26 protein-coding genes and 1 other RNA gene are annotated in these 25308 nt (G+C 54.9%); 18 read left to right on the top strand and 9 right to left on the bottom strand.

Features of this window, described 5'->3' with window-relative positions; genetic code table 11:
* Positions 1-27 precede the first annotated feature (27 nt).
* The 3 genes from AC2FCQ_RS17845 to zapA form a co-directional block, all read right to left on the bottom strand.
* A complete protein-coding gene (locus AC2FCQ_RS17845) occupies positions 28-636 on the bottom strand; it encodes a 5-formyltetrahydrofolate cyclo-ligase (protein WP_209639568.1) in 609 nt (202 codons plus the stop codon).
* A gap of 27 nt (positions 637-663) precedes the next feature.
* A non-coding RNA gene (gene ssrS / locus AC2FCQ_RS17840) (6S RNA) lies at positions 664-846 on the bottom strand.
* A 41-nt stretch (positions 847-887) separates the two neighbouring features.
* Positions 888-1217 (bottom strand): cell division protein ZapA, encoded by a 330-nt coding sequence (gene zapA, locus AC2FCQ_RS17835; protein WP_012146623.1) that lies wholly within the window; start codon positions 1215-1217, stop codon positions 888-890.
* A 321-nt stretch (positions 1218-1538) separates the two neighbouring features.
* Here zapA and AC2FCQ_RS17830 point away from each other — a divergent pair, with 321 nt between their 5' ends.
* The 8 genes from AC2FCQ_RS17830 to AC2FCQ_RS17795 all read left to right on the top strand — a co-directional run bounded on the left by AC2FCQ_RS17830 (position 1539) and on the right by AC2FCQ_RS17795 (position 12296).
* Positions 1539-2117 carry a YecA/YgfB family protein gene (locus AC2FCQ_RS17830; protein WP_209639571.1) on the top strand — a complete coding sequence of 193 codons (579 nt, stop codon included), beginning with the start codon at positions 1539-1541 and terminating at the stop codon, positions 2115-2117.
* Positions 2118-2179: 62 nt separating this feature from the next.
* Complete coding sequence (gene pepP / locus AC2FCQ_RS17825) at positions 2180-3493, top strand: Xaa-Pro aminopeptidase (protein WP_209639574.1); 1314 nt, start codon at positions 2180-2182, stop codon at positions 3491-3493.
* A gap of 4 nt (positions 3494-3497) precedes the next feature.
* Entirely contained in the window at positions 3498-4676 is a 1179-nt protein-coding gene (gene ubiH / locus AC2FCQ_RS17820; RefSeq protein ID WP_404760901.1) for a 2-octaprenyl-6-methoxyphenyl hydroxylase, read from the top strand.
* 86 nt (positions 4677-4762) lie between these two features.
* Complete coding sequence (gene ubiI / locus AC2FCQ_RS17815; RefSeq protein ID WP_265557032.1) at positions 4763-5965, top strand: FAD-dependent 2-octaprenylphenol hydroxylase; 1203 nt, start codon at positions 4763-4765, stop codon at positions 5963-5965.
* A gap of 582 nt (positions 5966-6547) precedes the next feature.
* Positions 6548-7645: a glycine cleavage system aminomethyltransferase GcvT gene (gcvT, locus tag AC2FCQ_RS17810; protein WP_209639582.1), complete on the top strand. Its 1098-nt coding sequence runs from the start codon at positions 6548-6550 to the stop codon at positions 7643-7645.
* Positions 7646-7743: 98 nt separating this feature from the next.
* A complete protein-coding gene (gene gcvH / locus AC2FCQ_RS17805) occupies positions 7744-8130 on the top strand; it encodes a glycine cleavage system protein GcvH (protein ID WP_209639586.1) in 387 nt (128 codons plus the stop codon).
* Between the two features lie 223 nt (positions 8131-8353).
* Positions 8354-11233, top strand: a complete 2880-nt coding sequence (gene gcvP, locus AC2FCQ_RS17800) for an aminomethyl-transferring glycine dehydrogenase (RefSeq protein WP_404760899.1) — start codon at positions 8354-8356, stop codon at positions 11231-11233.
* 97 nt (positions 11234-11330) lie between these two features.
* Positions 11331-12296, top strand: a complete 966-nt coding sequence (locus tag AC2FCQ_RS17795) for a quinone oxidoreductase family protein (protein WP_490308791.1) — start codon at positions 11331-11333, stop codon at positions 12294-12296.
* 8 nt (positions 12297-12304) lie between these two features.
* On the opposite strand, the gene AC2FCQ_RS17790 is transcribed toward AC2FCQ_RS17795, so the two are convergent.
* From AC2FCQ_RS17790 to AC2FCQ_RS17780, 3 genes are read right to left on the bottom strand one after another with little or no spacing between them, the layout of a single operon-like run.
* The gene (locus AC2FCQ_RS17790; protein WP_209639595.1) at positions 12305-12838 is read right to left on the bottom strand and encodes a GNAT family N-acetyltransferase; all 534 of its coding nucleotides are present in this window, start codon (positions 12836-12838) and stop codon (positions 12305-12307) included.
* Between the two features lie 6 nt (positions 12839-12844).
* Positions 12845-14251, bottom strand: a complete 1407-nt coding sequence (locus tag AC2FCQ_RS17785; protein WP_490308790.1) for an ATP-binding protein — start codon at positions 14249-14251, stop codon at positions 12845-12847.
* Entirely contained in the window at positions 14248-14916 is a 669-nt protein-coding gene (locus tag AC2FCQ_RS17780; protein ID WP_490308789.1) for a response regulator, read from the bottom strand. The genes AC2FCQ_RS17785 and AC2FCQ_RS17780 overlap by 4 nt, the downstream gene beginning before the upstream one ends.
* 189 nt (positions 14917-15105) lie before the next feature.
* Between AC2FCQ_RS17780 and AC2FCQ_RS17775 the strand changes: the two genes are divergently transcribed.
* The 3 genes from AC2FCQ_RS17775 to AC2FCQ_RS17765 are packed head-to-tail and all read left to right on the top strand — an operon-like array spanning position 15106 to position 16946.
* The gene (locus AC2FCQ_RS17775) at positions 15106-15339 is read left to right on the top strand and encodes a hypothetical protein (protein ID WP_265557029.1); all 234 of its coding nucleotides are present in this window, start codon (positions 15106-15108) and stop codon (positions 15337-15339) included.
* 26 nt (positions 15340-15365) lie between these two features.
* Positions 15366-16175 carry a MipA/OmpV family protein gene (locus tag AC2FCQ_RS17770; RefSeq protein WP_490308788.1) on the top strand — a complete coding sequence of 270 codons (810 nt, stop codon included), beginning with the start codon at positions 15366-15368 and terminating at the stop codon, positions 16173-16175.
* 24 nt (positions 16176-16199) lie between these two features.
* Positions 16200-16946, top strand: a complete 747-nt coding sequence (locus AC2FCQ_RS17765; RefSeq protein WP_209639607.1) for an SDR family oxidoreductase — start codon at positions 16200-16202, stop codon at positions 16944-16946.
* Between the two features lie 93 nt (positions 16947-17039).
* Here AC2FCQ_RS17765 and AC2FCQ_RS17760 read toward each other — a convergent pair whose 3' ends face one another.
* Entirely contained in the window at positions 17040-17648 is a 609-nt protein-coding gene (locus AC2FCQ_RS17760) for an HD domain-containing protein (RefSeq protein WP_209639610.1), read from the bottom strand.
* 183 nt (positions 17649-17831) lie between these two features.
* Between AC2FCQ_RS17760 and trhA the strand changes: the two genes are divergently transcribed.
* Both trhA and AC2FCQ_RS17750 read left to right on the top strand, forming a co-directional pair.
* On the top strand, positions 17832-18506 hold the full coding sequence (trhA, locus tag AC2FCQ_RS17755) for a PAQR family membrane homeostasis protein TrhA (RefSeq protein WP_265557026.1): 675 nt from the start codon (positions 17832-17834) through the stop codon (positions 18504-18506).
* A gap of 163 nt (positions 18507-18669) precedes the next feature.
* Positions 18670-19167 carry a DUF2165 family protein gene (locus AC2FCQ_RS17750; protein WP_209639616.1) on the top strand — a complete coding sequence of 166 codons (498 nt, stop codon included), beginning with the start codon at positions 18670-18672 and terminating at the stop codon, positions 19165-19167.
* Between the two features lie 37 nt (positions 19168-19204).
* Here AC2FCQ_RS17750 and ygfZ read toward each other — a convergent pair whose 3' ends face one another.
* A complete protein-coding gene (gene ygfZ / locus AC2FCQ_RS17745; protein WP_490308787.1) occupies positions 19205-20197 on the bottom strand; it encodes a tRNA-modifying protein YgfZ in 993 nt (330 codons plus the stop codon).
* A 322-nt stretch (positions 20198-20519) separates the two neighbouring features.
* Here ygfZ and sdhE point away from each other — a divergent pair, with 322 nt between their 5' ends.
* The 5 genes from sdhE to creD all read left to right on the top strand — a co-directional run bounded on the left by sdhE (position 20520) and on the right by creD (position 24748).
* On the top strand, positions 20520-20786 hold the full coding sequence (sdhE, locus tag AC2FCQ_RS17740; protein ID WP_209639622.1) for an FAD assembly factor SdhE: 267 nt from the start codon (positions 20520-20522) through the stop codon (positions 20784-20786).
* The gene (locus AC2FCQ_RS17735) at positions 20767-21189 is read left to right on the top strand and encodes a protein YgfX (protein ID WP_265557024.1); all 423 of its coding nucleotides are present in this window, start codon (positions 20767-20769) and stop codon (positions 21187-21189) included. The genes sdhE and AC2FCQ_RS17735 overlap by 20 nt, the downstream gene beginning before the upstream one ends.
* Positions 21189-21884, top strand: coding sequence for a two-component system response regulator CreB (creB, locus tag AC2FCQ_RS17730; RefSeq protein ID WP_265557023.1), 696 nt, complete (start codon positions 21189-21191; stop codon positions 21882-21884). Before AC2FCQ_RS17735 ends, creB begins: the two co-directional genes overlap by 1 nt.
* Positions 21881-23299 (top strand): two-component system sensor histidine kinase CreC, encoded by a 1419-nt coding sequence (gene creC, locus AC2FCQ_RS17725; RefSeq protein ID WP_490308786.1) that lies wholly within the window; start codon positions 21881-21883, stop codon positions 23297-23299. Before creB ends, creC begins: the two co-directional genes overlap by 4 nt.
* Positions 23300-23383: 84 nt before the next feature.
* Positions 23384-24748, top strand: coding sequence for a cell envelope integrity protein CreD (gene creD, locus AC2FCQ_RS17720; RefSeq protein ID WP_490308785.1), 1365 nt, complete (start codon positions 23384-23386; stop codon positions 24746-24748).
* A gap of 35 nt (positions 24749-24783) precedes the next feature.
* Here the strand turns inward: creD and fldB are convergent, their stop codons facing one another.
* The gene (fldB, locus tag AC2FCQ_RS17715) at positions 24784-25302 is read right to left on the bottom strand and encodes a flavodoxin FldB (RefSeq protein ID WP_265557021.1); all 519 of its coding nucleotides are present in this window, start codon (positions 25300-25302) and stop codon (positions 24784-24786) included.
* Positions 25303-25308 lie beyond the last annotated feature (6 nt).

Raw genomic sequence — 25308 nt, 5'->3', positions numbered from 1 at the left:
CAAAGGCCGGATTTATCCGGCCTTTTGCTATTGCGCTATCTGCCAAGCCCAATTCTGCGACGGGGTCACGATTTCCGGCAGCGGGATATCCCAATGTTCCACCGGTATCTGTTCCACTTGTTGGCAGTCATGGGCTAACCCGATGGGGTAAGGGCCAGTTTGCTGCCAGTTTTGCAAGGTGCGATCGTAGAAGCCGCCGCCCATCCCTAACCGCTGGCCTGTGCTGTCAAATGCCACCAATGGCGTTAGCACCACGTCTAACGAATTTAAAGGCAGCACGTGGCGCACGTCGAGTTGTGGCTCACGGATATTGAAGCGGTTGCTAGCCAGCGGCGTTTCCGGGGTATAGCGCAGGAACAGCAGATTGCCGGGGCTGAACGGATGCAGCACGGGCAGATAAACCCGCTTGCCTGACTGCCATAACCGTTCAATCAGCGGACGCGTGTCCAGCTCACCATCAAAGGATAAAAATACCGCGACGCTTTGCGCTGCCAGAATACGCGGATGTGCCGCAATGCGTTCGGCTGTTTGCTGGGCAAAGTTGTGTTGTTGTTCTGGTGTTAAAGCACGTCGACGTTGGCGGATTTGCTGTCGGATATTTTGCCGCTGTTGGGCATATTGGGCTTGAAAGGACATAGTCAGCACACTTACCGCTGAGGAAGGGGAATCTCCGAGATGCCGTCGCAGGCTGTAACCCTTGAACCCATGGTTCAAGGTGAACGTGCTGTCGCAATCTTAAGGCTTCTCGGCGGGCCGAGCATGCACACCGATCGCGGATCATCACATTCTGTTGGTACTAAATATCGGCTCAGGGGACTGGCCCGCTGGCGAACATCTCAGAGAAATTTTTTACTCGTTGCCGAAACCTTGGATCTCAGCAACTTAAGTTATTCGAATTGTGCATCCTGACGTTCAGAGATGCGACCTTGTTCAAGCAACGCTTGTTCAATGGTCTGTTGCAGCATACGAATGCGTTGTTCCATATTGGACGCATAATCACGGGTTTTCAACCGTTCTTGAGCAAGTTCGTGACAAACGTTCAATGCTGCGATGAAAACGAGCTGCTCAGTATTTGTGACTCTAGTGCGAACTTTAAGATCTTGCAACCGTTCGTTAAGATCGACCGCGGCCATGTTCAACGCATCTTGTTGTTCTGGCGGGCAATTGACTCTTAAAGAGCGACCAAAAATTTGAATATCTACTGGTTGTGCAGACATGCCACCTTCCTGCCTAAATTTCGCGCCAGCCCCAGCCTACCCTTACCGGGCCAACCAAAGCGGGCGCCACTATATATACCTCGGTACCAAGATACAACCCCTTTTTCAGTACCTGGTTGTAATCTACTGCGACAGACATTACCAGTCAAAAAAGGGTTTCAAAATGCGTATTTAGCGTCATTTTGATCCTTGCCGGCAGTGTGTGAGATCTGACACATCACGATTATAACTAGCCACTGAGGTGTCGCGCTTATCTGGTACAGCGACGGACCTTGGTGGTAGCATAACACGAACTTATCCTGCCAACGATGACGAATGCGCATGTCTATACAGAATACATTTCCAAGTTACCAATCTTTGACCGTTGCTCTTAACCAGCAAGCGGTGGCATTAACCGCAGCAGAAATGCACGGCCTGCTCAGCGGCCTGTTGTGCGGTGGCAGCCAAGACGCTGGCTGGCAATCTCTGGTCTATGATCTGACGAATGAAGGCGTGGCCTTCCCGCAGGCACTGAGCTTGCCGTTGCAGCAACTTTATGAAATTACGCGTGAAACCTTAGAAGACGACGATTTCATGTTCCAACTGATGATGCCGGAAGGCGAAACGGTCAGCGTGTTCGACCGCGCGGATGCATTGGCCGGTTGGGTGAATCATTTCCTGCTTGGGCTCGGCATGATGCAGCCGAAATTGGCCCAGGTGAAAGACGAAGTGGGTGAGGCGATCGACGATCTGCGCAATATCGCCCAGCTCGGTTATGACGAAGACGAAGATCAGGAAGAGCTTGAGCACTCTCTGGAAGAAGTGGTGGAGTACGTTCGTGTTGCCGCCATTTTATGCCATACCGAATTTACCCGCCGCAAACCAACGGCACCGGAAAATGCCAAGCCGACCTTGCACTAAACATCCAAATTCATGTCCTTAAATGGCCGTGAGCACAGGCAGATTGATTTCAGGAGAAGGTGATGACTCAGCAGGAATTCAACAGCCGCCGTCAGGCGCTGTTGGCGAAAATGGCTCCGGCCAGCGCGGCAATTATTTTCTCTGCGCCGGAAGCAACGCGCAGTGCAGACACAGAATACCCTTACCGTCAGAACAGCGATTTCTGGTATCTGACTGGTTTCAACGAGCCGGAAGCGGTGTTGATTCTGGTGAAGAGCGATGAGACGCATAACCACAGCGTACTGTTTAACCGCGTGCGTGATCTGACGGCGGAAATCTGGTTTGGCCGCCGCCTGGGACAAGATGCTGCCCCGGCGAAGCTGGGCGTAGATCGTGCGCTGTCGTTCGATGAAATCAACGAACAATTACCCCTGCTGCTCAATGGACTGGACGTGGTTTACCACGCGCAGGGCCAATATGCCTATGCCGATCAGATCCTGTTCACTGCGCTGGACACGCTGCGTAAGGGATTCCGCCAAAACCTGCAGGCTCCGGCGACCCTGACTGACTGGCGTCCATGGGTGCATGAAATGCGCCTGTTCAAATCGTCTGAAGAGATGGCGATAATGCGCCGGGCTGGCGAAATCAGTGCATTGGCCCATACCCGCGCGATGCAGAAATGCCGCCCCGGGATGTTCGAGTATCAGCTTGAGGCGGAAATTCATCACGAATTTACCCGCTTCGGTGCCCGTTACCCGTCTTATAACACCATCGTCGGCGGGGGTGAAAACGCCTGCATCCTGCACTACACCGAGAACGAAAGTGAATTGCGTGATGGGGACCTGGTACTGGTCGATGCGGGCTGTGAATATAAAGGCTATGCGGGCGACATTACCCGTACCTTCCCGGTCAACGGCAAATTCAGCCGGCCACAACGTGCGGTGTATGACATCGTGCTGGCGTCGCTGACGCGAGCCCTGGCCTTGTTCAAACCGGGCACCAGCATCCGTGAGGTCAATGATGAGGTCGTGCGCATCATGATCACCGGGCTGGTTGAGCTGGGGATCTTGAAAGGCGACGTCGAGCAGCTGATCGCCGAACAGGCGCATCGTCAGTTCTACATGCATGGGCTTGGCCACTGGTTGGGGCTGGATGTGCACGACGTCGGGCATTACGGTACGCCAAACCGCGACCGTACGCTTGAACCGGGCATGGTGTTTACCGTCGAGCCTGGGCTGTATATCGCACCTGATGCTGACGTGCCGGAAGAATACCGTGGTCTGGGCATTCGCATTGAAGACGACATTTTGATCACCGCTAACGGCAATGAGAACTTGACCGCCAGCGTAGTGAAAGACGCCGACGCCATTGAAGCCCTGATGGCGGCGGCAAGGTAATCGCATGAGCGTAATTATCGTTGGTGGCGGCATGGCGGGCGCGACCCTGGCGCTGGCTATCTCGTCGCTTACTCAGGGACGATTGGCGGTTGATTTGGTCGAAGCGACCCGGCCGGACGATCGCAGCCACCCGGGGTTCGACGCCCGCGCTATTGCTTTGGCGCAGGGCACCTGCCAGCAGTTGACGCGCATTGGTGTTTGGCCGGCGCTGCGTGACTGTGCGACAGCCATCACCCAGGTGCACGTTAGCGATCGCGGCCACGCCGGGTTCGTTAATTTATATGCGCAAGATTACCAGGTTGATGCACTGGGGCAGGTGATCGAGCTGCACGACGCAGGCCAACGGCTATTTGCACTGCTGGCCAAGGCGCCGGGCGTCACGCTGCACTGCCCAGCCAAAGTGGTTGATGTGGTGCGCACGGCAGAGCAGGCAGAAGTGCTGCTGGATAACGGTCAGCGTATCAGCGGGAAACTGCTGGTAGCGGCGGACGGTTCGCGTTCGGCACTGGCGCAGGCCTGTAATCTGCAATGGCAGCAGCGTGAATACCCGCAGTTTGCCACCATTGCCAACGTCACGACCGCAGAAGATCCACAGGGGCGTGCCTTTGAACGTTTCACCCGCCATGGGCCATTGGCGCTGTTGCCCATGTCCCAGGGGCGCAGCTCACTGGTGTGGTGTCACGCGCGTGAGGATCGCCAACAGGTCGATGCCTGGGACGATGCGCGTTTTATCAGTGAATTACAGCAGGCGTTTGGCTGGCGGTTGGGGCGTATTCTTCGCGCCGGCAAACGTCACAGCTATCCGCTCAGCCTGCTGACGGCCAATCAGCATGTCAGCCATCGGCTGGCGCTGGTGGGTAATGCCGCACAGACGTTGCATCCGATCGCCGGTCAGGGGTTCAATCTTGGCCTGCGTGACGTGATGTCTCTGGCGGAAACGCTGGCAGAAGCGCAGCATGCAGGGGAAGATCCCGGCGGTTATGCGTTGTTGAGCCGTTATCAACAACGGCGACAGCAAGATCAGCAGGCGACCATTGGCGTGACCGACGGTTTGATCCGGTTGTTTGCCAATCGTTACGCTCCCTTGGTCGTGGGGCGCAATCTGGGCCTGATGGCAATGGCCCAGTTACCGGCTGTGCGAGATGCCTTTGCCAAGCGAACGTTGGGCTGGGTAGATCGTTAAGCGGTGTCTAAGTAAGGGCGTAGCGTGCTACGCCCACATCGCTGTGCAATGGCTGCATAGCGAGTCATTTAAGGAAATTAAGCAGCATGCAATCATTTGACGTGGTTATCGCCGGTGGCGGTATGGTGGGGTTGGCAATGGCCTGCGGTTTGCAGGGCAGTGGCCTGCGCGTTGCCGTGCTGGAGCACCAGCAGCCAGATATGACGCCGCTGCAGCCACAGCCAGCGCTGCGTGTATCCGCTATCAACGCTGCGAGCGAGCGTCTGCTGCAACACATTGGCGTGTGGGACGAGATCCTCAACCTGCGTGCCAGCGCCTATAACGCGATGGAAGTGTGGGATCGCGACAGTTTCGGCAAGATTGCCTTCCGTGGCGATGAGTGTGGCTTTAGCCATCTCGGTCATATCATTGAAAACACAGTGATTCAACAAGCCTTGTGGAAGCGGGCGGAAAGCTTGAGTGATGTTACGCTGATTACCCCAGCCAAGCTCAAGCAAGTCGCCTGGGGCGAAAACGACGCTTTTATCACGCTGGAGGATGGCCGCATGCTGACCGCCCGGCTGGTGATTGGCGCCGACGGAGCCCATTCCTGGCTGCGCCAGCATGCCGATATTCCTTTGACCTTCTGGGACTACCGTCATCATGCGCTGGTCGCCACCATCCGTACCGAGGAGCCACATTTGGCGACGGCGCGGCAGGTGTTTCATGGCGATGGCATCCTGGCGTTTCTGCCGTTCAACGATCCGCATTTAAGCTCGATCGTTTGGTCGGTGTCGCCGGAAGAGGCTGAACGCCTGAAAAAATTGGAACCAGAGCAGTTCGACCGTGAGCTGGCGATGGCGTTTGATTTGCGTCTCGGTACCTGTACCCTGGAAAGCGAACGTCAGACCTTCCCGTTGACCGGGCGTTACGCGCGCAGCTTTGCTGCACACCGTTTGGCGTTGGTGGGGGATGCGGCACACACTGTGCATCCGTTGGCGGGTCAAGGGGTCAACCTGGGCTTTATGGATGCAGCGGAGCTGATTGCCGAACTGCGCCGTTTGCAACGTCAGGGCAAAGACATTGGTCAGCATCTGTATCTGCGTCGCTATGAGCGCCGCCGTAAGCACGGCGCGGCGGTCATGCTGGCCAGCATGCAGGGGTTCCGCGAGCTGTTCGATGGCAACCACCCCGCGAAGAAACTGCTGCGTGATGTTGGGCTACGCCTCGCCGACAGCCTGCCAGGCGTGAAGCCTAAGCTGGTACGTCAGGCGATGGGCCTGAACGATCTGCCGGAGTGGTTGGCCTGACCGTATTCTGAGAGAGGTCATCAGGCCTCTCTGCCTCATTTCCCCGCATTAACGTCGATCTCGAAGGCATAACCCTGTGCCTTTTACCCATCGCTTTTTCTTATATCACTCTTCATTTGAAATAATCTAATTTCATGCCGATTTTAGCATTAGTTTTTCTAATTCAATGTTCGGTTATCAAAAGTCGAAATTCCGCATCCGACCGTGGGTTTGTTATATAACTTTGGATTTTTGGTGCTTTAATTGTTGGTTTTGTGCCTTAAAGCGCATTTTTCCAGTCAAAAACTCTGCACACTAGCCCGGTATTTTACTGCCCCTGAACGACGCCAAACCTATTTTATCTTATGGTTAATGGGGGCGTTCGGTGCTAACGTCAGGGCAAAGGTATCGTTTGCGTCACGGCGGTTAGCCGTCTTTGGGCGCTATCATCGTAATGTTAAATACCCTAAATAATTCGAGTTGTATCGCGGCGGCAACCGATCGAGCACGATGAGCTTGCATGAGTAGGTGATTCGGGTGAGAAGAGCAGCCAACAGCGCGGCGGTTTGAATTATTGCGGGGATTTGTGGAGTGAGGGAAAAGATGGCAAAGCAAACCCCATTGTACGACCAGCACGTGGCGTGCGGTGCGCGTATGGTAGATTTTCATGGCTGGATGATGCCACTGCATTACGGTTCCCAGATCGATGAGCACCACGCCGTGCGTCAGGATGCCGGTATGTTTGACGTCTCCCATATGACCATTGTAGATCTGCGCGGTGCCCGTACCCGCGAGTTCCTGCGTTACCTGTTGGCAAACGATGTTGCCAAGCTCACCCAACCGGGTAAAGCGCTGTACACCGGCATGTTGAATGCGTCCGGCGGCGTGATCGACGACCTGATCGTTTACTTCCTTACTGAAGATTATTTCCGCCTGGTGGTGAACTCCGCCACGCGCGACAAAGACCTGGCCTGGATCGAAGAGCATGCCGCTCCGTACGGCGTAGCCCTGACGGTGCGTGACGATTTGGCGCTGGTTGCGGTGCAAGGCCCACAGGCCAAAGAGCGTGCCGGCACCTTATTTACCCCAGAACAAAAAAACGCCGTTGAAGGCATGAAGCCGTTCTTCGGCGTACAGGCCGGGGATCTGTTTATCGCGACCACCGGTTATACCGGCGAAGCGGGTTATGAAATTGCGCTGCCAAAAGAGCAGGTTGTGGACTTCTGGCAGAAACTGCTGGCGGCTGGCGTTAAGCCGGCGGGCCTGGGCGCACGCGACACGCTGCGTCTGGAAGCCGGCATGAATCTGTACGGGCAAGAGATGGACGAAGGCATTTCGCCATTGGCCGCCAACATGGGCTGGACCATTGCCTGGCAGCCGGAAGATCGTCAGTTCATCGGCCGCGACGCGCTGGAAAAACAGCGTGAATTGGGCACCGAGCAACTGGTCGGCTTGATCATGACGGAAAAAGGCGTATTACGTAATGAGCTGCCGGTGCGTTTCACCGATGCGGCAGGCCAGACGCACGAAGGGGTGATCACCAGCGGCTCATTCTCGCCGACCCTGGGCTTCAGTATTGCCCTGGCCCGCGTCCCTGCTGGCATCGGCGAACAGGCCATCGTACAGATCCGCAACCGCGAAATGCCGGTTAAGGTCACCAAACCTGGGTTTGTGCGTGCCGGTAAGCCCCTGACTCATTAATTTTTTATTGGTTATTCCCCATGGATTTTGCGCTGCGGCCAATAACGCTGCGGTGTGAAAGACGCAGGGAAATTATTTCTTCGAAGGAGTAGCTGGCTATGAGCAATGTGCCAACAGAATTGAAATATGCGTCCTCACACGAGTGGGTTCGTTCAGAAGGTAACGGCGTTTACACCGTAGGTATCACCGAACACGCGCAGGAACTGCTGGGCGACATGGTGTTTGTTGATTTGCCAGAAGTGGGCCGTGTTGTGGCCGCCGGCGAAGATTGCGCCGTGGCTGAATCTGTCAAAGCGGCCTCGGACATTTATTCGCCAATCAGCGGTGAAATCGTTGCGGTAAACGTTGAACTGGAAGGTTCCCCGGAGCTGGTGAACAGCGAGCCTTACGGTGAAGGTTTCCTGTTCCAGATTAAAGCGTCAGACGAAAGTGAACTGGCTAACCTGCTTGATGCCGGTGCTTACCAGGCCTCTATCGACGAGTAATCGGCATACTCTTCGTCTTTCAAGCTGCAGCGTTGTTATCTGCACATGCTTACCCCAGTAGCTGACTAAAGTAAGCCACTGGGGATAAGCAAACTGGTCGCCTCGCGGCAACTTGAAATCCATTGAGTATGTAACGCCTTGACCTAGGGTCTTAATAGGAAGGCGTTTTAGTTATAGAACAGGCTATATCCCGTACCACGCCAGAATTCAGGAATTTGTAGCAATGACTCAGACACTCAGCCAACTTGAACACAGCGAAGCGTTCATCGAACGCCATATCGGCTCTTCTGCAGAACAACAGCAGCAGTTGCTGGAAGCGGTGGGCGCACGCTCGCTCAACGCGCTGATCCAACAGATTGTGCCGGCAGACATTCAACTGCCTGCGCCGCCGCCGGTGGGCGATGCGGCGACTGAACATCAGGCGTTGGCAGAACTGAAGGCGATTGCCTCTCAGAATCAGCGCTACAAATCCTATATCGGTATGGGTTACAGCGCGGTGCTGACGCCACCGGTGATCCTGCGTAACATGCTGGAAAACCCAGGCTGGTACACCGCTTATACCCCTTATCAGCCGGAAGTGTCACAGGGCCGTCTTGAGGCGCTGTTGAACTTCCAAACCGTGACCCTTGATCTGACCGGTCTGGATCTGGCATCCGCTTCATTGCTGGACGAAGCCACCGCCGCTGCCGAAGCGATGGCGTTGGCCAAGCGCGCCAGCAAGCTAAAAGACGCTAACCGTTTCTTCGTCGCTGATGACGTACATCCTCAGACGCTGGACGTTGTACGCACCCGTGCTGAAACCTTTGGCTTTGAAGTTATCGTCGATAAAGCTGAAAAAGTACTGGAGTTGCAGGGTGTGTTTGGCGTACTGCTGCAACAGGTTGGCACCACCGGTGAACTGCACGATTACAGCGCACTGCTGGCCGAACTGAAAAACCGCAAGATTGTCACCAGCGTGGCCGCTGACATTATGGCGTTGGTGTTGCTGACTGCACCGGGCAAGCAGGGCGCAGACGTGGTATTCGGTTCCGCGCAGCGCTTTGGTGTCCCTATGGGCTACGGTGGGCCACATGCTGCTTTCTTCTCTTGTCGGGATGAGTTCAAACGCTCGATGCCGGGCCGTATCATTGGGGTTTCACGCGATGCTGCCGGTAACACAGCGCTGCGTATGGCGATGCAAACCCGTGAGCAACACATTCGTCGCGAGAAAGCCAACTCGAATATCTGTACATCGCAGGTTCTGCTGGCCAACATCGCCAGCCTGTATGCGGTGTACCACGGCCCACAGGGCCTGCAGCGTATCGCCGGGCGCATTCATCGCCTGACCGACATTTTGGCTGCTGGGCTGCAAAAGGCCGGCCTGCAACTGCGCCACAAAACCTGGTTCGACACCCTGACCGTGGAAGTGAAAGACAAGGCTGCGGTCCTGGAACGCGCGTTGAGCTTCGGTATCAACTTACGCACCGATATTCACGGCGCAGTAGGTATCACACTGGATGAAGCCACCTCACGTGAAGACGTGCAGACCCTGTTCGCCTTGCTGGCCGGCGACAACCACGGTCTGGACATTGACGCGCTGGATGCGGCAGTGAGCAAAAGCAGCCAGTCGATCCCGGCCGGTATGCTGCGTCAGGAGCCAATCCTGACTCACCCTGTCTTCAACCGCTACCACAGCGAAACCGAGATGATGCGTTATATGCATCGTCTGGAACGTAAAGACTTGGCGCTCAATCAGGCGATGATCCCACTGGGTTCATGCACCATGAAACTGAACGCCGCTGCGGAAATGATTCCGATTACCTGGCCTGAATTCTCCGAACTCCATCCGTTCTGCCCACCAGAGCAGGCGGCAGGTTATCAGCAGATGATCGGCCAGCTGTCACAATGGTTGGTGCAATTAACCGGTTACGATGCGGTATGCATGCAACCGAACTCAGGTGCACAGGGTGAATACGCCGGTCTGCTGGCAATCCGCCGTTACCATGAAAGCCGTAACGAAGCGGGCCGTCATATCTGCCTGATCCCAAGCTCTGCCCACGGTACCAACCCGGCTTCTGCTCAAATGGCAGGCATGAGTGTGGTCGTGGTGGCTTGCGACAAGAATGGCAACATTGATCTGCACGATCTGCGCATCAAGGCAGAACAAGCAGGTGAAGAGCTGTCTTGTATCATGGTGACGTACCCGTCGACCCACGGCGTGTATGAAGAAACCATTCGTGAAGTGTGCCAGATCGTCCATCAGTTCGGCGGCCAGGTTTACCTTGACGGTGCCAACATGAATGCCCAGGTGGGTATCACCACCCCAGGGTATATCGGTGCGGATGTTTCACACCTTAACCTGCATAAAACCTTCTGTATTCCGCACGGCGGCGGCGGCCCAGGCATGGGGCCAATTGGCGTGAAAGCACACCTGGCACCTTTTGTACCGGGCCACAGCGTGGTGCAAATTGACGGTGTGACAACCCAACAGGGCGCAGTTTCTGCAGCACCGTTCGGCAGCGCCTCGATTCTGCCAATCAGCTGGATGTATATCCGTATGATGGGCGCGGAAGGGTTGAAGCAAGCGAGCCAGGTCGCGATTCTGAATGCCAACTATATAGCGACTCGCCTGAAAGAGGCTTATCCAGTGCTGTATACCGGCCGTGATCACCGCGTGGCACATGAATGTATTCTCGACATTCGCCCACTGAAGGAAGAGACCGGCATCAGCGAAATGGATATTGCCAAACGTCTGATTGACTACGGTTTCCATGCACCGACCATGTCGTTCCCGGTGGCGGGTACGTTGATGGTTGAGCCAACCGAGTCAGAAAGCAAAGTGGAGCTGGATCGCTTTATCGACGCGATGCTGGCTATCCGTAGCGAGATTGATCGGGTAGCCAAAGGTGAATGGCCACTGGAAGACAACCCGCTGGTGAACGCGCCACACATTCAGGCTGAGCTAGTCAGCGATTGGCAGCATGCCTACAGCCGCGAACTGGCCGTGTTCCCTATCTCGGGTGTGCGTGAGAACAAATACTGGCCGAGCGTGAAGCGTCTGGATGACGTGTACGGTGACCGTAACCTGTTCTGTTCTTGCGTACCGATGAGCGAATACGAATAACACGTTCGGCAAAGCGGACATTCAAGGGACACTGCATGATGCAGTGTCCTTTTTTTATTGTCGTCGCAGGGTAACTCGAACGGAATAAGGAGCAATGATGAAAGCAGCTATTGTAAACGTCCTGGGCCAGGCACCGGTGGCCGGTAATGTGGATGAACCGACCGCACGCGAAGGCGAAACGCTGATCACGGTGAGTGTCGCCGGCATTAAACAGCTCGATCGTGCCATGGTGGCAGGTACTCATTATTCCAGCCCGAAGCACCTGCCGATCGTGCCGGGTACCGATGGTGTGGGTTATACACCCGACGGCCAGCGGGTGTACTTTGCCTCTTTCCGCCAGCCGCATGGCGCGTTAGCCGAACGTACCGTGGCTTCCTGGACCGTACCTGTGCCAAAGGGCGTGGATGATGCTACCGCAGCCGCATTGATTAATCCGGCGTTCGCTGCCTGGCTGCCGCTGCACTGGCGCGCTGAGGTTCAGGCGGGCGAAACGGTGCTGATTATTGGCGCGACTGGCACTTCAGGCAAACTGGCGGTGGCGGCTGCACGTCAGGCTGGCGCGGGCCGTATTGTCGCCGCCGGCCGTCGCCAGAGCGTGCTGGATGCATTGGGTGTGGATGCCACGGTCGATCTTTCACTGGAAGGGGCGGAGTTGGTGCAGGCTTTTGCTGCCGCCGCGGGACCCAATGGCTATCAGGTTATTGTCGATTACATCTGGGGCCCCGCCACAGAAGCATTGCTTGCGACGCTCAATAACCACGATTTGTCTTCTTACGCGGGCGGACGCGGCATCCGTTTGGTCAACGTTGGTTCGATGGCGGGGCCGGACATTCGGTTGCCTGCGGCGGTACTGCGCAGTAATCAATTACAGATCATGGGCAGCGGTACCGGTAATTTCCCACCGGTGGCTGAAATGCAGAGATATGCCAGTGAGATCCTGGCGTTGGCAGCTGCGGGGGAGATCTCGGTTGAGACTCAGGAACACGATTTATCCGAGATCGCCGACGCCTGGGATCTTAATAAGAAAAGCGACGTGCGTTCGGTGATCCGCATTGCCAGATAAACAGCCTGCTACGGGCTGCTATAGCAGGCCAGGTGAATATCTTCCGGTTCGCGGGCGAACAGTTCTGCATCGGGTTGAGTCATTAACTGGCAACCCTGCGACAGGTAAAAATCCACGGTGTTTTTACTTGGAATAGAAGAGACATACAGCCCGTGAGCGCCGTCTTGTTTGGCCTGGTGCAGGCAATGGCTGAACAGACGTTTGCCCAGTCCTTTACCCCGCAGGCTGGCGCTGACGTAGAAAAACAGCAGCTGGCGTAAGTCCTGCCGCGGACCGCGCGGCAGGGTATCCAGCACGGCCGCTGCAAGGATCTTCTCTTCTTCGAACAGGGCGAAAAAGTGCCCACCGTGCGCAAAGCAGTGTTCGTGGATCGGGTCATAGGTTTCCCGATCGTGCGGATCCCAACCTTGCAGATCATAATGGGCGGCATAAGGCTGTAACTTGCCATCCTGCAGGCGGTAGAGCGTATTGATCACTTCACTACGATCGATCTGCCAGAGCAAATCAAGTTGATGTTGTTGCAGCAAAATGGGGTGGGTCATCGTCCGTTAATTCTCTCGTGGTGCAAGGTAGTTTTCCGGCAGATCAATGATAAAACCGATGCCGCGCTCATCAAGCCCTTCGGTTATCCGCAATTGCGCGCCAATTTTATCAGCCAAGTTTTTCGCAATGGCGAGCCCGAGACCGCTGCCGTTCTGCTGCGTGCCGGGTACACGATAAAAGCGCTCGAACAGCCGTTTGTGGTACTCCTGACGGATACCTGGGCCATTATCACGCAATGTAATATAGCAGCCCAGCGGCGACAGCGATCGGATGCTAGCTTCGATTCGTGCACCGTTTGGCGCATATTTAATGGCGTTCTCCAGCAGATTGGTGAATATCGTAATCAGCGAATGGCGATCGGTCTCAATCATCACATTTTCACTCCCATCCAGAGAGAGTTCGACGTTCTTCTCCAGCGCATAAGGGACATGCTGGGCAATGCATTTGCTGATTTCTGCGTGGATGTTCACCATTTCAATCTTCAGTGGGAAGTCTTCCGACTCCAGTTTGGCCAAGTCAATCAGTTGGCGTGACAGCGATGCGGCGCGATCCAGCCCGTGTTGCATGTCTTCAATGATCTCCTGGCGTTCGGTTTTATCAGCTACCTGGGTCAGCAGGTGCAACTGGGCCAGCACGGCGGCGATGGGGGTACGTAGCTCGTGCGCCGCATCGGCCATAAAGCGTTTTTCACGCTGGTTGGCGGCGTCGATACGCCCCATCAACTTATTAATTTCTAAAACGATGGGGCGAATCTCCTGATATTGCGCGCGCACATTTATCGGCGACAAGTTACCCGGCTTACGGTCAGAGATCATTCTGGCGATTTGCCGCAGTGGTCGCAGGCTGAAATAGGCCGTAACCAAGAGGGCGACAATAATTGCAGCCAGCGTGACCAGCAGTGGGATGGCCGTGCTTTCTGCCGGATTGCCGAAAATGGTGGTGCGGTTGTCAAAGGATTCACCGACGATCACCCTAAATTGCTGCTTATCGCTCCAACTGCCGGCTATATGCCACTTCACGTTGCCATAGCTGATGGTGCCGGACAGCACCGAAGGTGGCAGAATCAACGGTTCCTTTTGAGGTGGGGAGGTGTAAATAATCTTATTATTGCGATCGTAAACCACAAGTAATGGGCGATAGTCTATTTCATCCTGCATACCGTTTTTAATGGAGTCGATATACATGACTTCGATATCTTTAATAATATTAATATAATTGAGGTCGGTAACGTCTGTTTTATCAAGAATATTGGCAATGCCACGTGCAACAAGGCGCTGCTGATTATCAAAATATTTTTCTGCGTCAGGGAAATAGAGATATTTTGCCCAGCCAATCAAAACACCCCAAAGTAATAATATCGCCAATACCTGAAAAATGATGGTGCGCATAAAAAAGGATTTAAAACTGATCATCCCTGGCCCTCTTTTTTTAATAAATAGCCAATACCACGCACGGTAATAATTCTTTCCTTACCGATTTTGCGTCTCAAATTATGCATATGCACCTCGAGGGAGTTGCTTTCCACGTTGTCGCCATTCCCAAATAAGCTCTGTTCTAATGCGGCCTTACGTACCACGGTGCCGGCACAACGCATAAGCTCATGCAGTAATCGGTATTCTTTTTTTGATAGCAACAGCAGTTCGCCATCCAGCGTGACCTGGTGGTTAATCGGATCCAGATACAGGTTGCCCAGGCTCCAGGTTTGGGAGGCGAACCCCGCCATGCGACGGTTCACCGCCTTCACGCGTGAAATTAATTCCGGTAGTGCAAAAGGCTTGGCCAGGAAGTCGTCTGCGCCAGAGTCCAGGCTATTGACCAGGCTTTCGATGCGATCTCGGGCCGTCAGAATAATGATCGGAATGTTCTGTCCGGCGGCGCGCCATTCGATCAGCTTTTTTAATCCGTCACCGTCGGGCAGGGTGAGATCCAACAGCATTAAATCGAAGCTGCCTTGGGTTAATTTATGTTGTGCATCATGGACCAATCGCACCCAGCACAGCTCAAATCCAGCCAGCTCCAATGCACGGCACAGGGCTTTGCCCAATTGCAGATCGTCTTCCACTAACAATATGTTCACGTGGTATCCGGTTTATATCACTACGCTGGCGGCTATATAACTACAACTGTCGGGGGAAGACAACGCCGCACGGCTTTTCGCCCATACCTTCTTAAGCAAACCTTAATCTGGCGTTAATTTCACGTTAAGGGAACGTCGTTGTGATTCGGGTAGGCTTCTCAGCACAATCATTACCGCAGAGTAAGCACCATGCATACCGGCAATGCGTCACATTTAGCTATCACCGGCGGATTTATTCGCTTGTGCGCGATCTTATTTGTCGTGCTGTTCACGGTGCATTTTCACGCTGACGCTCAGGGCGTAAATAGCCCAATGCCACATTCATCAACCTTGCGGCCCCAATTGCAGACGGTGGTTTCAGATGCCTGTAGTCGTTTTAAACCACGAATAAAAAAACAATTGCGCCGCCTGGTGGCGCTATAAACCTCATTAAATATAAGGCAAATACGGTGAAAAATACCCTGGGTTATTCTGCGGTGGCGTTGTTGATGGCATTTCCCTTACAAGGATCCGCACAGGATGAAGCAAAGGCGTCGTTGACGCTGAGCGGGGGTATCGCGGTGGCGCCGTTGTATCAAGGGGCGTCTATTTATAGCGCGGTGCCGCTGTACGATGTTCAGGCCGGTTATGGCAATCCAACATGGGGAGATTTTAGCCTGGGGCTGGGCGGTGCCAGCTGGCAGTTGCCGTTGTCGGGGCCATTCGGCATTGCCTTATTGGCGGGTTATGACGGTGGGCGAGACGAAGACATTAAAACGTTGGGAGGGCGAAAAAATCGGCTCAGAGGCATGGGGGATTTTGGGGGCGCGTTTGAAGCAGGTATTGAGCTGAGCTATAAATTCGAACCCTTTCGTACGTATGTCAGAGGGATGCAGGCCACCAAGGCGCGTCGCTACGGCGGTGAAGACCTGGGGCATACTGCCTATGTTGATGTGGGTGTGGCAGCGCTTTACCCGTTAAGCGATGCGCTCAGTCTCTCTGCCGATTTGACCGCCACGTGGGCCAACAGTGGCTATCAGCGTGGTTATTTCGGTGTCACCCAGCAACAAGCGGAGCATAGCGCTTTTGATGCCTATCGCCCAGGCAGCGGCATGAAGCAGGTGATACTCAATACCGCGCTGAATTATCAATTGACGCGGGAAATTGCCTTCCAGGGCGGTGTCGGTATCTATACTCTGTTGGGTGATGCGGCGAACAGCCCGATCGTCGAGAAAAAGGCCGCAGGGGTGGGTTTCCTGAGCGCCAGCTACAGTTTCTGATTCCCCAACCAGAGAAGGAATAGCATGACGAAAGTTGCACTGGTCACCGGCGCTAGCCGGGGTATTGGCCGCGCTACCGCGCTGCTTTTGGCCCAGAAGGGCTATGCGGTGGGCGTTAACTATTTGAAAGATGAGGTCGCCGCACAACACGTTGTGACAGAGATTGAATCACAGGGCGGCCAGGCGTTGGCGCTGCGGGCGGATATTGCCGAGGAAAGCCAGGTGGTGGCGATGTTTACCGAACTGGATGCGACCCTTGGCCCAATCGCTGCGCTGGTCAACAATGCCGGTATTTTGTTTCAACAGACAAGCATTGAACAACTCACGGCAGAGCGCATCAATAAGGTGCTGAGCACCAACGTCACCGGTTATTTCCTTTGCTGTCGTGAGGCGGTGAAACGCATGGCGCACCGTCATGGTGGGCAGGGCGGTGCCATCGTCAACGTCTCTTCTGCCGCAGCCCGTTTGGGGGCTCCCTGGGAGTATATCGATTATGCCGCATCCAAGGGGGCGGTAGACACACTGACCACCGGACTGGCGCTGGAGGTGGCGGGCCAGGGCATTCGTGTCAACGCTGTGCGGCCGGGGTGTATTTACACTGAAATGCACGCCAGCGGCGGTGAACCGGGGCGTGTTGATAGGGTTAAGGGCAACTTGCCGATGCAACGTGGCGGTACCCCGGAAGAGGTCGCGGAAGCCGTTATCTGGCTGCTATCCGATGCCGCTTCTTACGTCACCGGCAGCTTTATCGAGGCGTCCGGCGGCCGCTGAAGGTCCGTCGTATGATACAGTGACGTTAATAAACCGCGACGAGTTGGCGTGCCGGGTGAGGGAACCACCCGGCTAACTACGGCAGCAACAGGGTTACTTCAGCCAGCCTTTGCGCTGTGCGTCCTGCAGATGTTGCAGCAGGTATTTCCACAACTCCGGTTGGACATCAGCGATGGTCGTGTTACGCGCCAATACTTGCTCCAGACTGATGCCGTTCTCGACCCAGCTTTGGCCGCCATTGTGCAGGTTCATCAGCATCGGCATGGTGCGATCCAGCACCAGCGCAAAGCGCGCGTCGGCAGTTTCGCCATCTTCATATTCCTGCCATAAAGCGGTGAAATACTCGCGCTGAGTGTCCGGCAGCATGCCGAAAAGCCTGCGCGCCGCGGCCACTTCTACATCATGGATTGCTGCACGTGCCGCCAGATCGTAGACCAGTACGTCACCGGCGTCGATCTCAACGATGTCATGCAGCAGCGCCATCTGAATCACCCGCTGGATATCTACGCCTTCGCCGGCATAAGGGGCCAGGCTCAGGGCAGCAATAGCAAAATGCCAGCTATGTTCGGCGGAGTTTTCCTGGCGTTGGGTGCCCAGCACTTTGGTGCGGCGTTGCACGCTTTTCAACTTATCGATTTCCATCAGGAACTGGATGACCTGGGTCATGGAGCCGAAATCTAACGCGGGTACAGCGGATGACATGGTGTAAACCTCAAGGTAGATGGGTTGAAGCCGAACGATTGTAGACCAGTGGGAGAGGGATTTCGATGGTTACACGCGTACACAGTTTTATTTTGGCGTACACGTGTACACTGAAATTATTCTCAGTTAAGCTGCCTTGCGGTAATTTCGAACAATGTTGGGTGTTTTGAGGGGTTGTGCTTTATGGGAAAAACGGGCGTAGTGAAAGCCGGTACCGAAGACGTTACCGTTGCGGCCTATCCGTGGGCGGAAGAGATCGCTAACAGTATCAGCCACGGCATCGGTTTGGTTTTCGGCATCGTCGGCTTGGTATTGCTGTTGGTTCAGGCGGTTGATAGCGGCGCTGGTGCGACGGCCATCGCCAGTTACAGTCTTTATGGCGGCAGCATGATTCTGCTGTTTCTTGCTTCCACGCTCTACCATGCTATTCCCCATCAAAAGGCCAAGCACTGGCTGAAGAAGTTTGACCACTGCGCCATTTACCTTTTGATTGCCGGTACCTACACGCCATTCCTGCTCGTGGGGCTAGACTCACCGCTTGCCAAGGGGCTGATGGCCGTAATTTGGGGATTGGCACTGTTGGGCGTGCTGTTCAAACTGGCGTTTGCCCACCGCTTTGAAGCCTTGTCGTTGGTGACTTATCTGACGATGGGCTGGCTGTCGCTGATCGTGATTTATCAGTTGGCGACCCGGCTGGCTATTGGCGGCGTGACGTTATTGGCGGTTGGCGGTGTAGTTTATACCCTGGGGGTGATTTTCTATGCCTCTAAGCGTTTCCGCTTTGGCCATGCTATCTGGCATGGTTTCGTACTCGGTGGCAGCCTGTGCCATTTTATGGCGATTTATCTGTACGTTTGATCGCTGTCCGGCCTGCGTTAATGCCATGTTGATCCCGCGTTTCTTTTAGGTTAGAAAAGAAACGCTTGTTTCTTTCGGGTATCCAACAAGCCCATGTTTTTTCATTCCTGAGCCCGCCATTACACCTTTGGTGTATTCGTTAACTTTTTCAGGACTCATCACGATGATCGTTCGCTTATCCAAAGCGCTGTTGGTGTGTGCGATTGCCCTGTTCGCCACGTTGGTGGCTTTTGGCAATATCACGGATTACGGTTCCAACTTCGCCTTTGTGCGTCATGTATTTATGATGGACACTATTTTCCCAGACGCCACCATCACCTACCGCGCCATTCAATCCCCTTGGCTGCATCACGCTGGCTACATTGGCATCATTACGCTAGAAAGCCTGACGGCATTATTGTGCTGGGTGGGTGGTTTGCGCTTGCTGTGCGGACTGAAGCTGCCAGCCGTGGCCTTTAACAGAAAGAAAAAAATGGCGGTTGCTGGCCTGACGATCGGTTTTCTGACCTGGCAGGTCGGATTTATGTCGGTAGGCGGGGAATGGTTCGGTATGTGGATGTCGCAGCAATGGAATGGGGTGCCCAGCGCATTTCGTTTCTTTGTCACCATCATTCTGGTGCTGATCTATCTGGTGCAGCGGGACGGCGAACTGGACGAGTAAAGCCTCAGGCAGCAGGCGTGAGCCTGCTGCCTGAGTATTATTTATCTTCCACCAGTGAGTACGGCAAGGGTTTGATGGCCAACCGGCTGGTTGCGTCATCGCGCACCCGTAAAGTGCTGTCGGCGTCCAGATCGTTGTTCAGGACAACCTGTACCCACAGCGTACCGTCGGCCAGCTTGGCTGCGCTCAGTACTGTGCCGGTACGGCGCCAGTTTTCACCCAGTTGCAATTCAACGTCCTCAGCGGCCTCCGGCACTCGCCCGGCTTTGCCTTCCAGCCAGTACAGTGCGCGCTTGTTGGCCCCGCGGAACTTGGCCCGTGCGACCATTTCCTGGCCGGTATAGCAGCCTTTGCTGAAGCTAATGCCTTCCAGCGCCTGTAGGTTGGTGGCCTGTGGGATGAGCTGCGCGCTGTTGGCGCTGTCAATGACCGGGTAACCGGCTTCAATATCCAGCGTTAGCCACTGTTGGCTGTCGTTCAGTTCTGCCTGCTCGTGCAGCTTGTCGACCAATTTCTCGGCAACGGCGGTTGTGGTGACCAATAAAAAGCGTTCAGCCGGCAGCGCGAAATGCAGCAGGGTGGTTTCGCCGTCTTGCACGACCTGATGCTCAGCATCCGGCAGGGTGCTGAACACGTCAGCCAGCGCTGCGCGGGCCTGAAAACCGGCGACGCCGAGCAACACCGCGTCGTTATCAGCGGCGATGGTGAGTTTGGAAAATACCGCGTATTTTTTGATTTCAGCCAATTGGCTGTCCAGCACGCTGCGGCGTTCCAGATAGGCAAAGCCTTCACCGCGGTGGAACAGACGCAGGTTGCTCCACATTTTTCCTTTGGCATCACAGTGGCCGCATAACACGTGCCGATCGGCTGGCAGCGTGTCGATATCTGCAGTCACCTGGCCTTGAAGGTATTTCACTGTGTCCGGCCCGTTCAACGTCACCAATGCCCAATCTTCCAGCGAGATTAAGGTCAGGGGCAGATGGGAAGAAGCGGAAGGTTGACGGGGTGGAAATGGAATTTTATACGCCATAGTAAGACCCTGCTTAACGTTAACTTACCTGAAGGTGTGTTGGCCCCATGGTAAAAGAGGCGGCGGCCTTTGCAAACTGTTATTCACGCTTGCCTCCCCGGCAGCGCTTTTTTTGACATTTAGCGCTTTATTGCGTTTTACGCAGAGAACCTTCTTCCCGGCGAGTATGTCAAATTGTTACTCTATAGGCTTGCGGCCAAGGGTACCCCTTGCAGACAGATCTTTGGCTGATGGAATTATATCGCGCCGGTGTTGCCATACAGTGTGTCAGTTGAACCCTGCGATGGCGTTGCCACGCTGAAAAGAGGTTAGTCATAACAACATGGATATTAATAACAAAGCACGTATCCACTGGGCGTGTCGCCGTGGTATGCGCGAGCTGGACATCTCAATCATGCCGTTCTTCGAGTACGAATATGATCGGCTCAATGACACAGACAAAGCGCTGTTTGTCCGTCTGCTTGAATCTGATGATCCCGATCTCTTCAATTGGCTGATGAATCATGGCGCTCCGCAGGACAGTGAACTGCAGAGAATGGTGACACTGATCCAGACGCGAAATAAAGACCGTGGCCCAGTGGCGATGTGATGTCCGTATTTCCTGGCGCACCCAGTTACTTTCGCTGCTGACACACGGCGCACTGATCCTACTGATTCTGATTTCACCCTGGCCGGAGGGTTACGGCCCAATCTGGCTGGTCCTGCTGACGCTGGTGGTGTTTGAATGTATTCGTAGCCAGAAGCGCATTGCGTCGCGGCAGGGTGAACTACACCTGCTGGCGAATCAACGCGTGGGCTGGCACGGGCAGGAATGGCAACTGGTAAAACAGCCCTGGATGCCGCGTTACGGCATTTTGTTGACGTTGCAGCCGGCCCAAGGGAAAAAACGTCGTCGGTTGTGGCTGGCTTCCGATTCTATGGCTAAAGCCGATTGGCGGCATTTGCGTCAGGCGCTGCTGTATCCGCCCACCGGTGATGGCGAGGAACCCTGATGAAGCCGACGCTCTGGCTGGTGGAAGATGAGCCTAGCATTGCTGACACGCTGATTTATACCCTGGAAAGCGAAGGCTTTCAGGTGCGCTGGTTCGAGCGTGGCGAGCCGGCATTGCAGGCGTTGGCGCAGGGTGCGCCAGCGCTGGCTATCCTCGATGTCGGCCTGCCAGATATCAACGGTTTTGAACTGTGCCGCCGGCTGTTATCGCAGTCGGCGGATTTACCCATTTTGTTTCTCACAGCCCGCAGCGATGAAGTTGACCGCCTGATTGGGTTAGAGATTGGTGCCGACGATTACGTTGCCAAGCCTTTTTCCCCACGAGAAGTCAGTGCCCGTGTGCGCACCATTTTACGTCGCCTGCAAAAACAGCAACGTTTGCAACAGCCTGCGTTGTACAGCTTTGGTCCTTTTGGGATGGATGAGCAGGCCGCGGCCATCTATTACCATCAGCAGCCACTGCCATTGACCCGCTACGAATTTTTGTTGCTGAAAACCCTGTTGCTGGCGCCCGGACGGGTATTTTCACGTCAGCAGTTAATGGACAGTGTCTGGTCTCAGGCCGAGGAAAGCCTGGATCGTACCGTCGATACGCATATCAAAACGTTGCGTGCCAAGTTGCGCGCGATCGATCCCGGTGAACCGCCGATCCACACCCATCGAGGCCTGGGCTATAGCGTGAGCCGTCAGCCATGAGAATAGGTTTGCGCCTGCTGCTGGGATATTTCCTGATTGTGGCTGTCGCAGGTTATTTCGTGTTGAGCATTTTTGTGCAGGAAGTGAAACCCGGTGTGCGGCGGGCGACCGAAGGCACATTGGTGGATACAGCCAATCTGCTGGCGCAGATCGCCCGTCTCGATATGCAGCGTGACGACGTGGCACACGGGCAACTGGCGCAGGCGTTTGCCCAACTCAATCAACGGCCCATCGGCGCCAATATTGCCGGTATCCGCAAGGATCGCAGCGAATATCACGTCTACCTCACCGATCTTCAAGGCAACGTCATTTTTGATTCCAGCGGACAGGCGCTCGGGCAGGATTACTCACGCTGGAATGACGTCTATTTGACGTTACGTGGCCAATACGGTGCGCGCAGCACCCGCAGCAATCCACAGGATGAAAACAGTTCAGTCATGTACGTCGCCGCACCGGTGTTGGAGCAAGGAAAAATCATCGGCGTGCTCAGCGTCGGTAAACCCAACAGCACCATGGCACCGGTAATCAAACGCAGCGAGCGACGCATTCTATGGGCTGGTGCGCTGTTATTGGGGATTGCACTGCTGATCGGTTTGGGTTTTGTTTGGTGGATAAACCGCTCGATTGGTCGGTTGGTGCGCTACGCTGACGGCGTGGCGCAGGGCGAAAGCATACCGCTGCCGAAAATGGGCGGCCATGAGCTGAAGCAATTGGCACAATCGTTGGAAAGCATGCGCGTGAAGCTGGAAGGTAAGGCTTACATCGAACAGTATGTGCATACCCTGACCCATGAGCTGAAAAGCCCACTGGCGGCGATCCGCGGTGCAGCCGAGCTGCTTCAGGAACTGCCGCCGCCGGCCACGGCTCAGCGTTTTCTGACCAATATCGAACAGCAGAGTGCACGCATTCAACAATTGGTGGATAAACTGCTGGTGCAGGCGCGGCTGGAAAGCCGGCCCGGTCTGGAATTGGCACCTTTGGCGATGGCTGTGCTGGTACGCCAGGCCGTGGCAGGTAAAGAGGCGCAGGCAGCGCAGCGTAGCGTTTTGCTCCAGATTGAGGAGGTTGAGGAAATGACCTTGACCGGTGATGGGCTGCTGATCAGCCAGGCGCTGACCAACTTGCTCGACAATGCCTTGGACTTCACCCCACCGGGCGGTGCCATCAGCGTGTGCGGCAAACGGCAGGACAACCACTATTGCATCACCATCAGTGACGACGGCACGGGCATTCCCGATTATGCGCTGGACAAGGTGTTCGAACGTTTCTATTCACTGGCCCGGGCCGACAAGCCGAAAAGCAGTGGCCTGGGGCTGAGTTTCGTACAGGAAGTTGCGCGGTTACACCGTGGTGGTATTCGCTTGCATAATCGCCAGCCGCAGGGCGTGGCCGCTATTTTCACCTTATCTCTCTGACTTCACCGTCCCTTCACATAACCACATCCTGTATTCACCAGAGGCCTCTATCGTGGCGTAATAACCTACAAGGAGCGCGCGGCGATGATGAAATCGGTATTGTTTTGGAAGATAACCACTCTGCTGGGATTGATGATCTTAATGATCATTCCGGTGACACAGTTAATGAACGTGATTGAGGAACGCAGCGGTTACCGCCAGAGCGTAGTGGGGCAGGTCAGCGAAAGCACCAGCCGGGCACAGCGCATCTTGGGGCCGCTGATTGTCATTCCTTATAGCGAACGCGAAGAGAAGACGGATGACAAGGGGCAGAAAGTGGTGCAAATGGTCCGCCACCACCGTTATCTCCTGCCGGAGACGCTGCAGGTCAGCGGCAAACCGAATGTCGACGTGCGTAAGTTGGGCATCTACCAGACGCAAGTGTATCAAGGGCCGTTGAATTTTAAGGTGAAGTTTGGCCAGCCCGATCTGGCCGATTTGCAGCGCAGTAATGTGATTCTTGGCCAGCCGTTCTTGCTGGTATCACTGAGCGATTCACGCGGTATCAAAAGTATCTCACCGCTTATCGGCGCACAGACGCAGACAACCTTTGAGCCGGGTACTCAGGTCAGTGTGCTGCATCAAGGGGTTCACGCACCGCTGACGCTGAGCGAATTGCAGAAAACGGGGCTGGACGCTGAGTTTACCCTCACGCTGGCGGGTACCAGCAGTTTGTCATTGGTACCGCTTGGACGCAGCAGTGAATTGACACTGCAGAGTAATTGGCCGCATCCGAATTTCCTTGGCAACTTTTTGCCGGATGAACGTAAAGTGACGGAAAAAGGCTTCAGTGCTCGCTGGCGCAGCACCTGGTTTGCCAACAACATCAACAGCGCTTTCCATTACGACGACGAAATTCTCGGCGAAGAAAAATTGCCGACCTTCAGCACCAGCCTGATTGAACCGGTGGATCACTACCAACTGACCGAGCGCGCAGTGAAATATGCGGTGTTGTTTATCGGCCTGACGTTTATGGCGTTCTTCTTATTCGAAACCTTGACCGGTCTGCGAGTACACCCAATCCAGTATCTGTTGGTGGGGGCAGCATTAGTGCTTTTCTATCTGATCTTGTTGGCCTTTTCCGAGCATTTCGGTTTCGGCAAAGCCTATCTGTTGGCCAGCATTGCCTGCAGCGGGCTCATTGCCTTTTACCTCAGTGCGGTGCTGCGCGGCAGGCTACGCGGGGGGCTATTCGCCGTCAGTTTGTTGATGTTATACGGCGTGTTGTATTTACTGCTGCAATCAGAAGATAACGCATTGGTACTCGGGGCCGGGTTGTTGTTCGCAGTTTTGGCGGGAATTATGCTGCTGACGCGTAAATTAGACTGGTATCAGGTGGCCGATCCGGCACGGTTGAGCGGTGAAACACCGGTTGATGAAGGGGAGAGCCGTTTCCGCTTGTGGAAGTAAAGATGGCGTGGGCGCGGTTACCGCGCCCATTGGCATTACAGCAGCGGTTCCATTTCCAACAGGATTTGTTCACACCATTGTTGCAGACGCTCGTCACTCATGTCGTATTGGTTCACATCATCCAGCGCCAGGCCGACGAAGTGTTTGCCGTCAGCGCTTAGCGGTTTCGGGCTGGTAAATTCGAAGCCGTCAATCGGCCAGAAGCCGATAAACTGTACGCCGAGTGGGGCAATGTGATCGTGTAGCATACCGAGCGCATCGAGGAACCATTCGCCATAACCGAGTTGATCGCCCATGCCATACATGGCGACAATTTTCCCCTGCAAATCCAGCGTGGTCAGCTGTGGCCAGATCGCTTCCCAATCTTCCTGCAGTTCACCGAAGTCCCAGGTTGGTATCCCGAGGATCAGGATGGAATACGCTTCCATCAGTGTGGGGGAGACGTCTTTCAGGTTATGCAGGTCGACCAGGTCTTCACCCAGAATCTCACGGATTTTTTCTGCCGCCATCTCGGTGTAGCAGGTGCTGGAGCCGTAAAACAGACCAATCTTCATGTGTAA

Source organism: Serratia sp. CoH_134_PS_4 (assembly GCF_058190535.1).
This window is presented reverse-complemented; position numbering and strand designations above follow the sequence as displayed.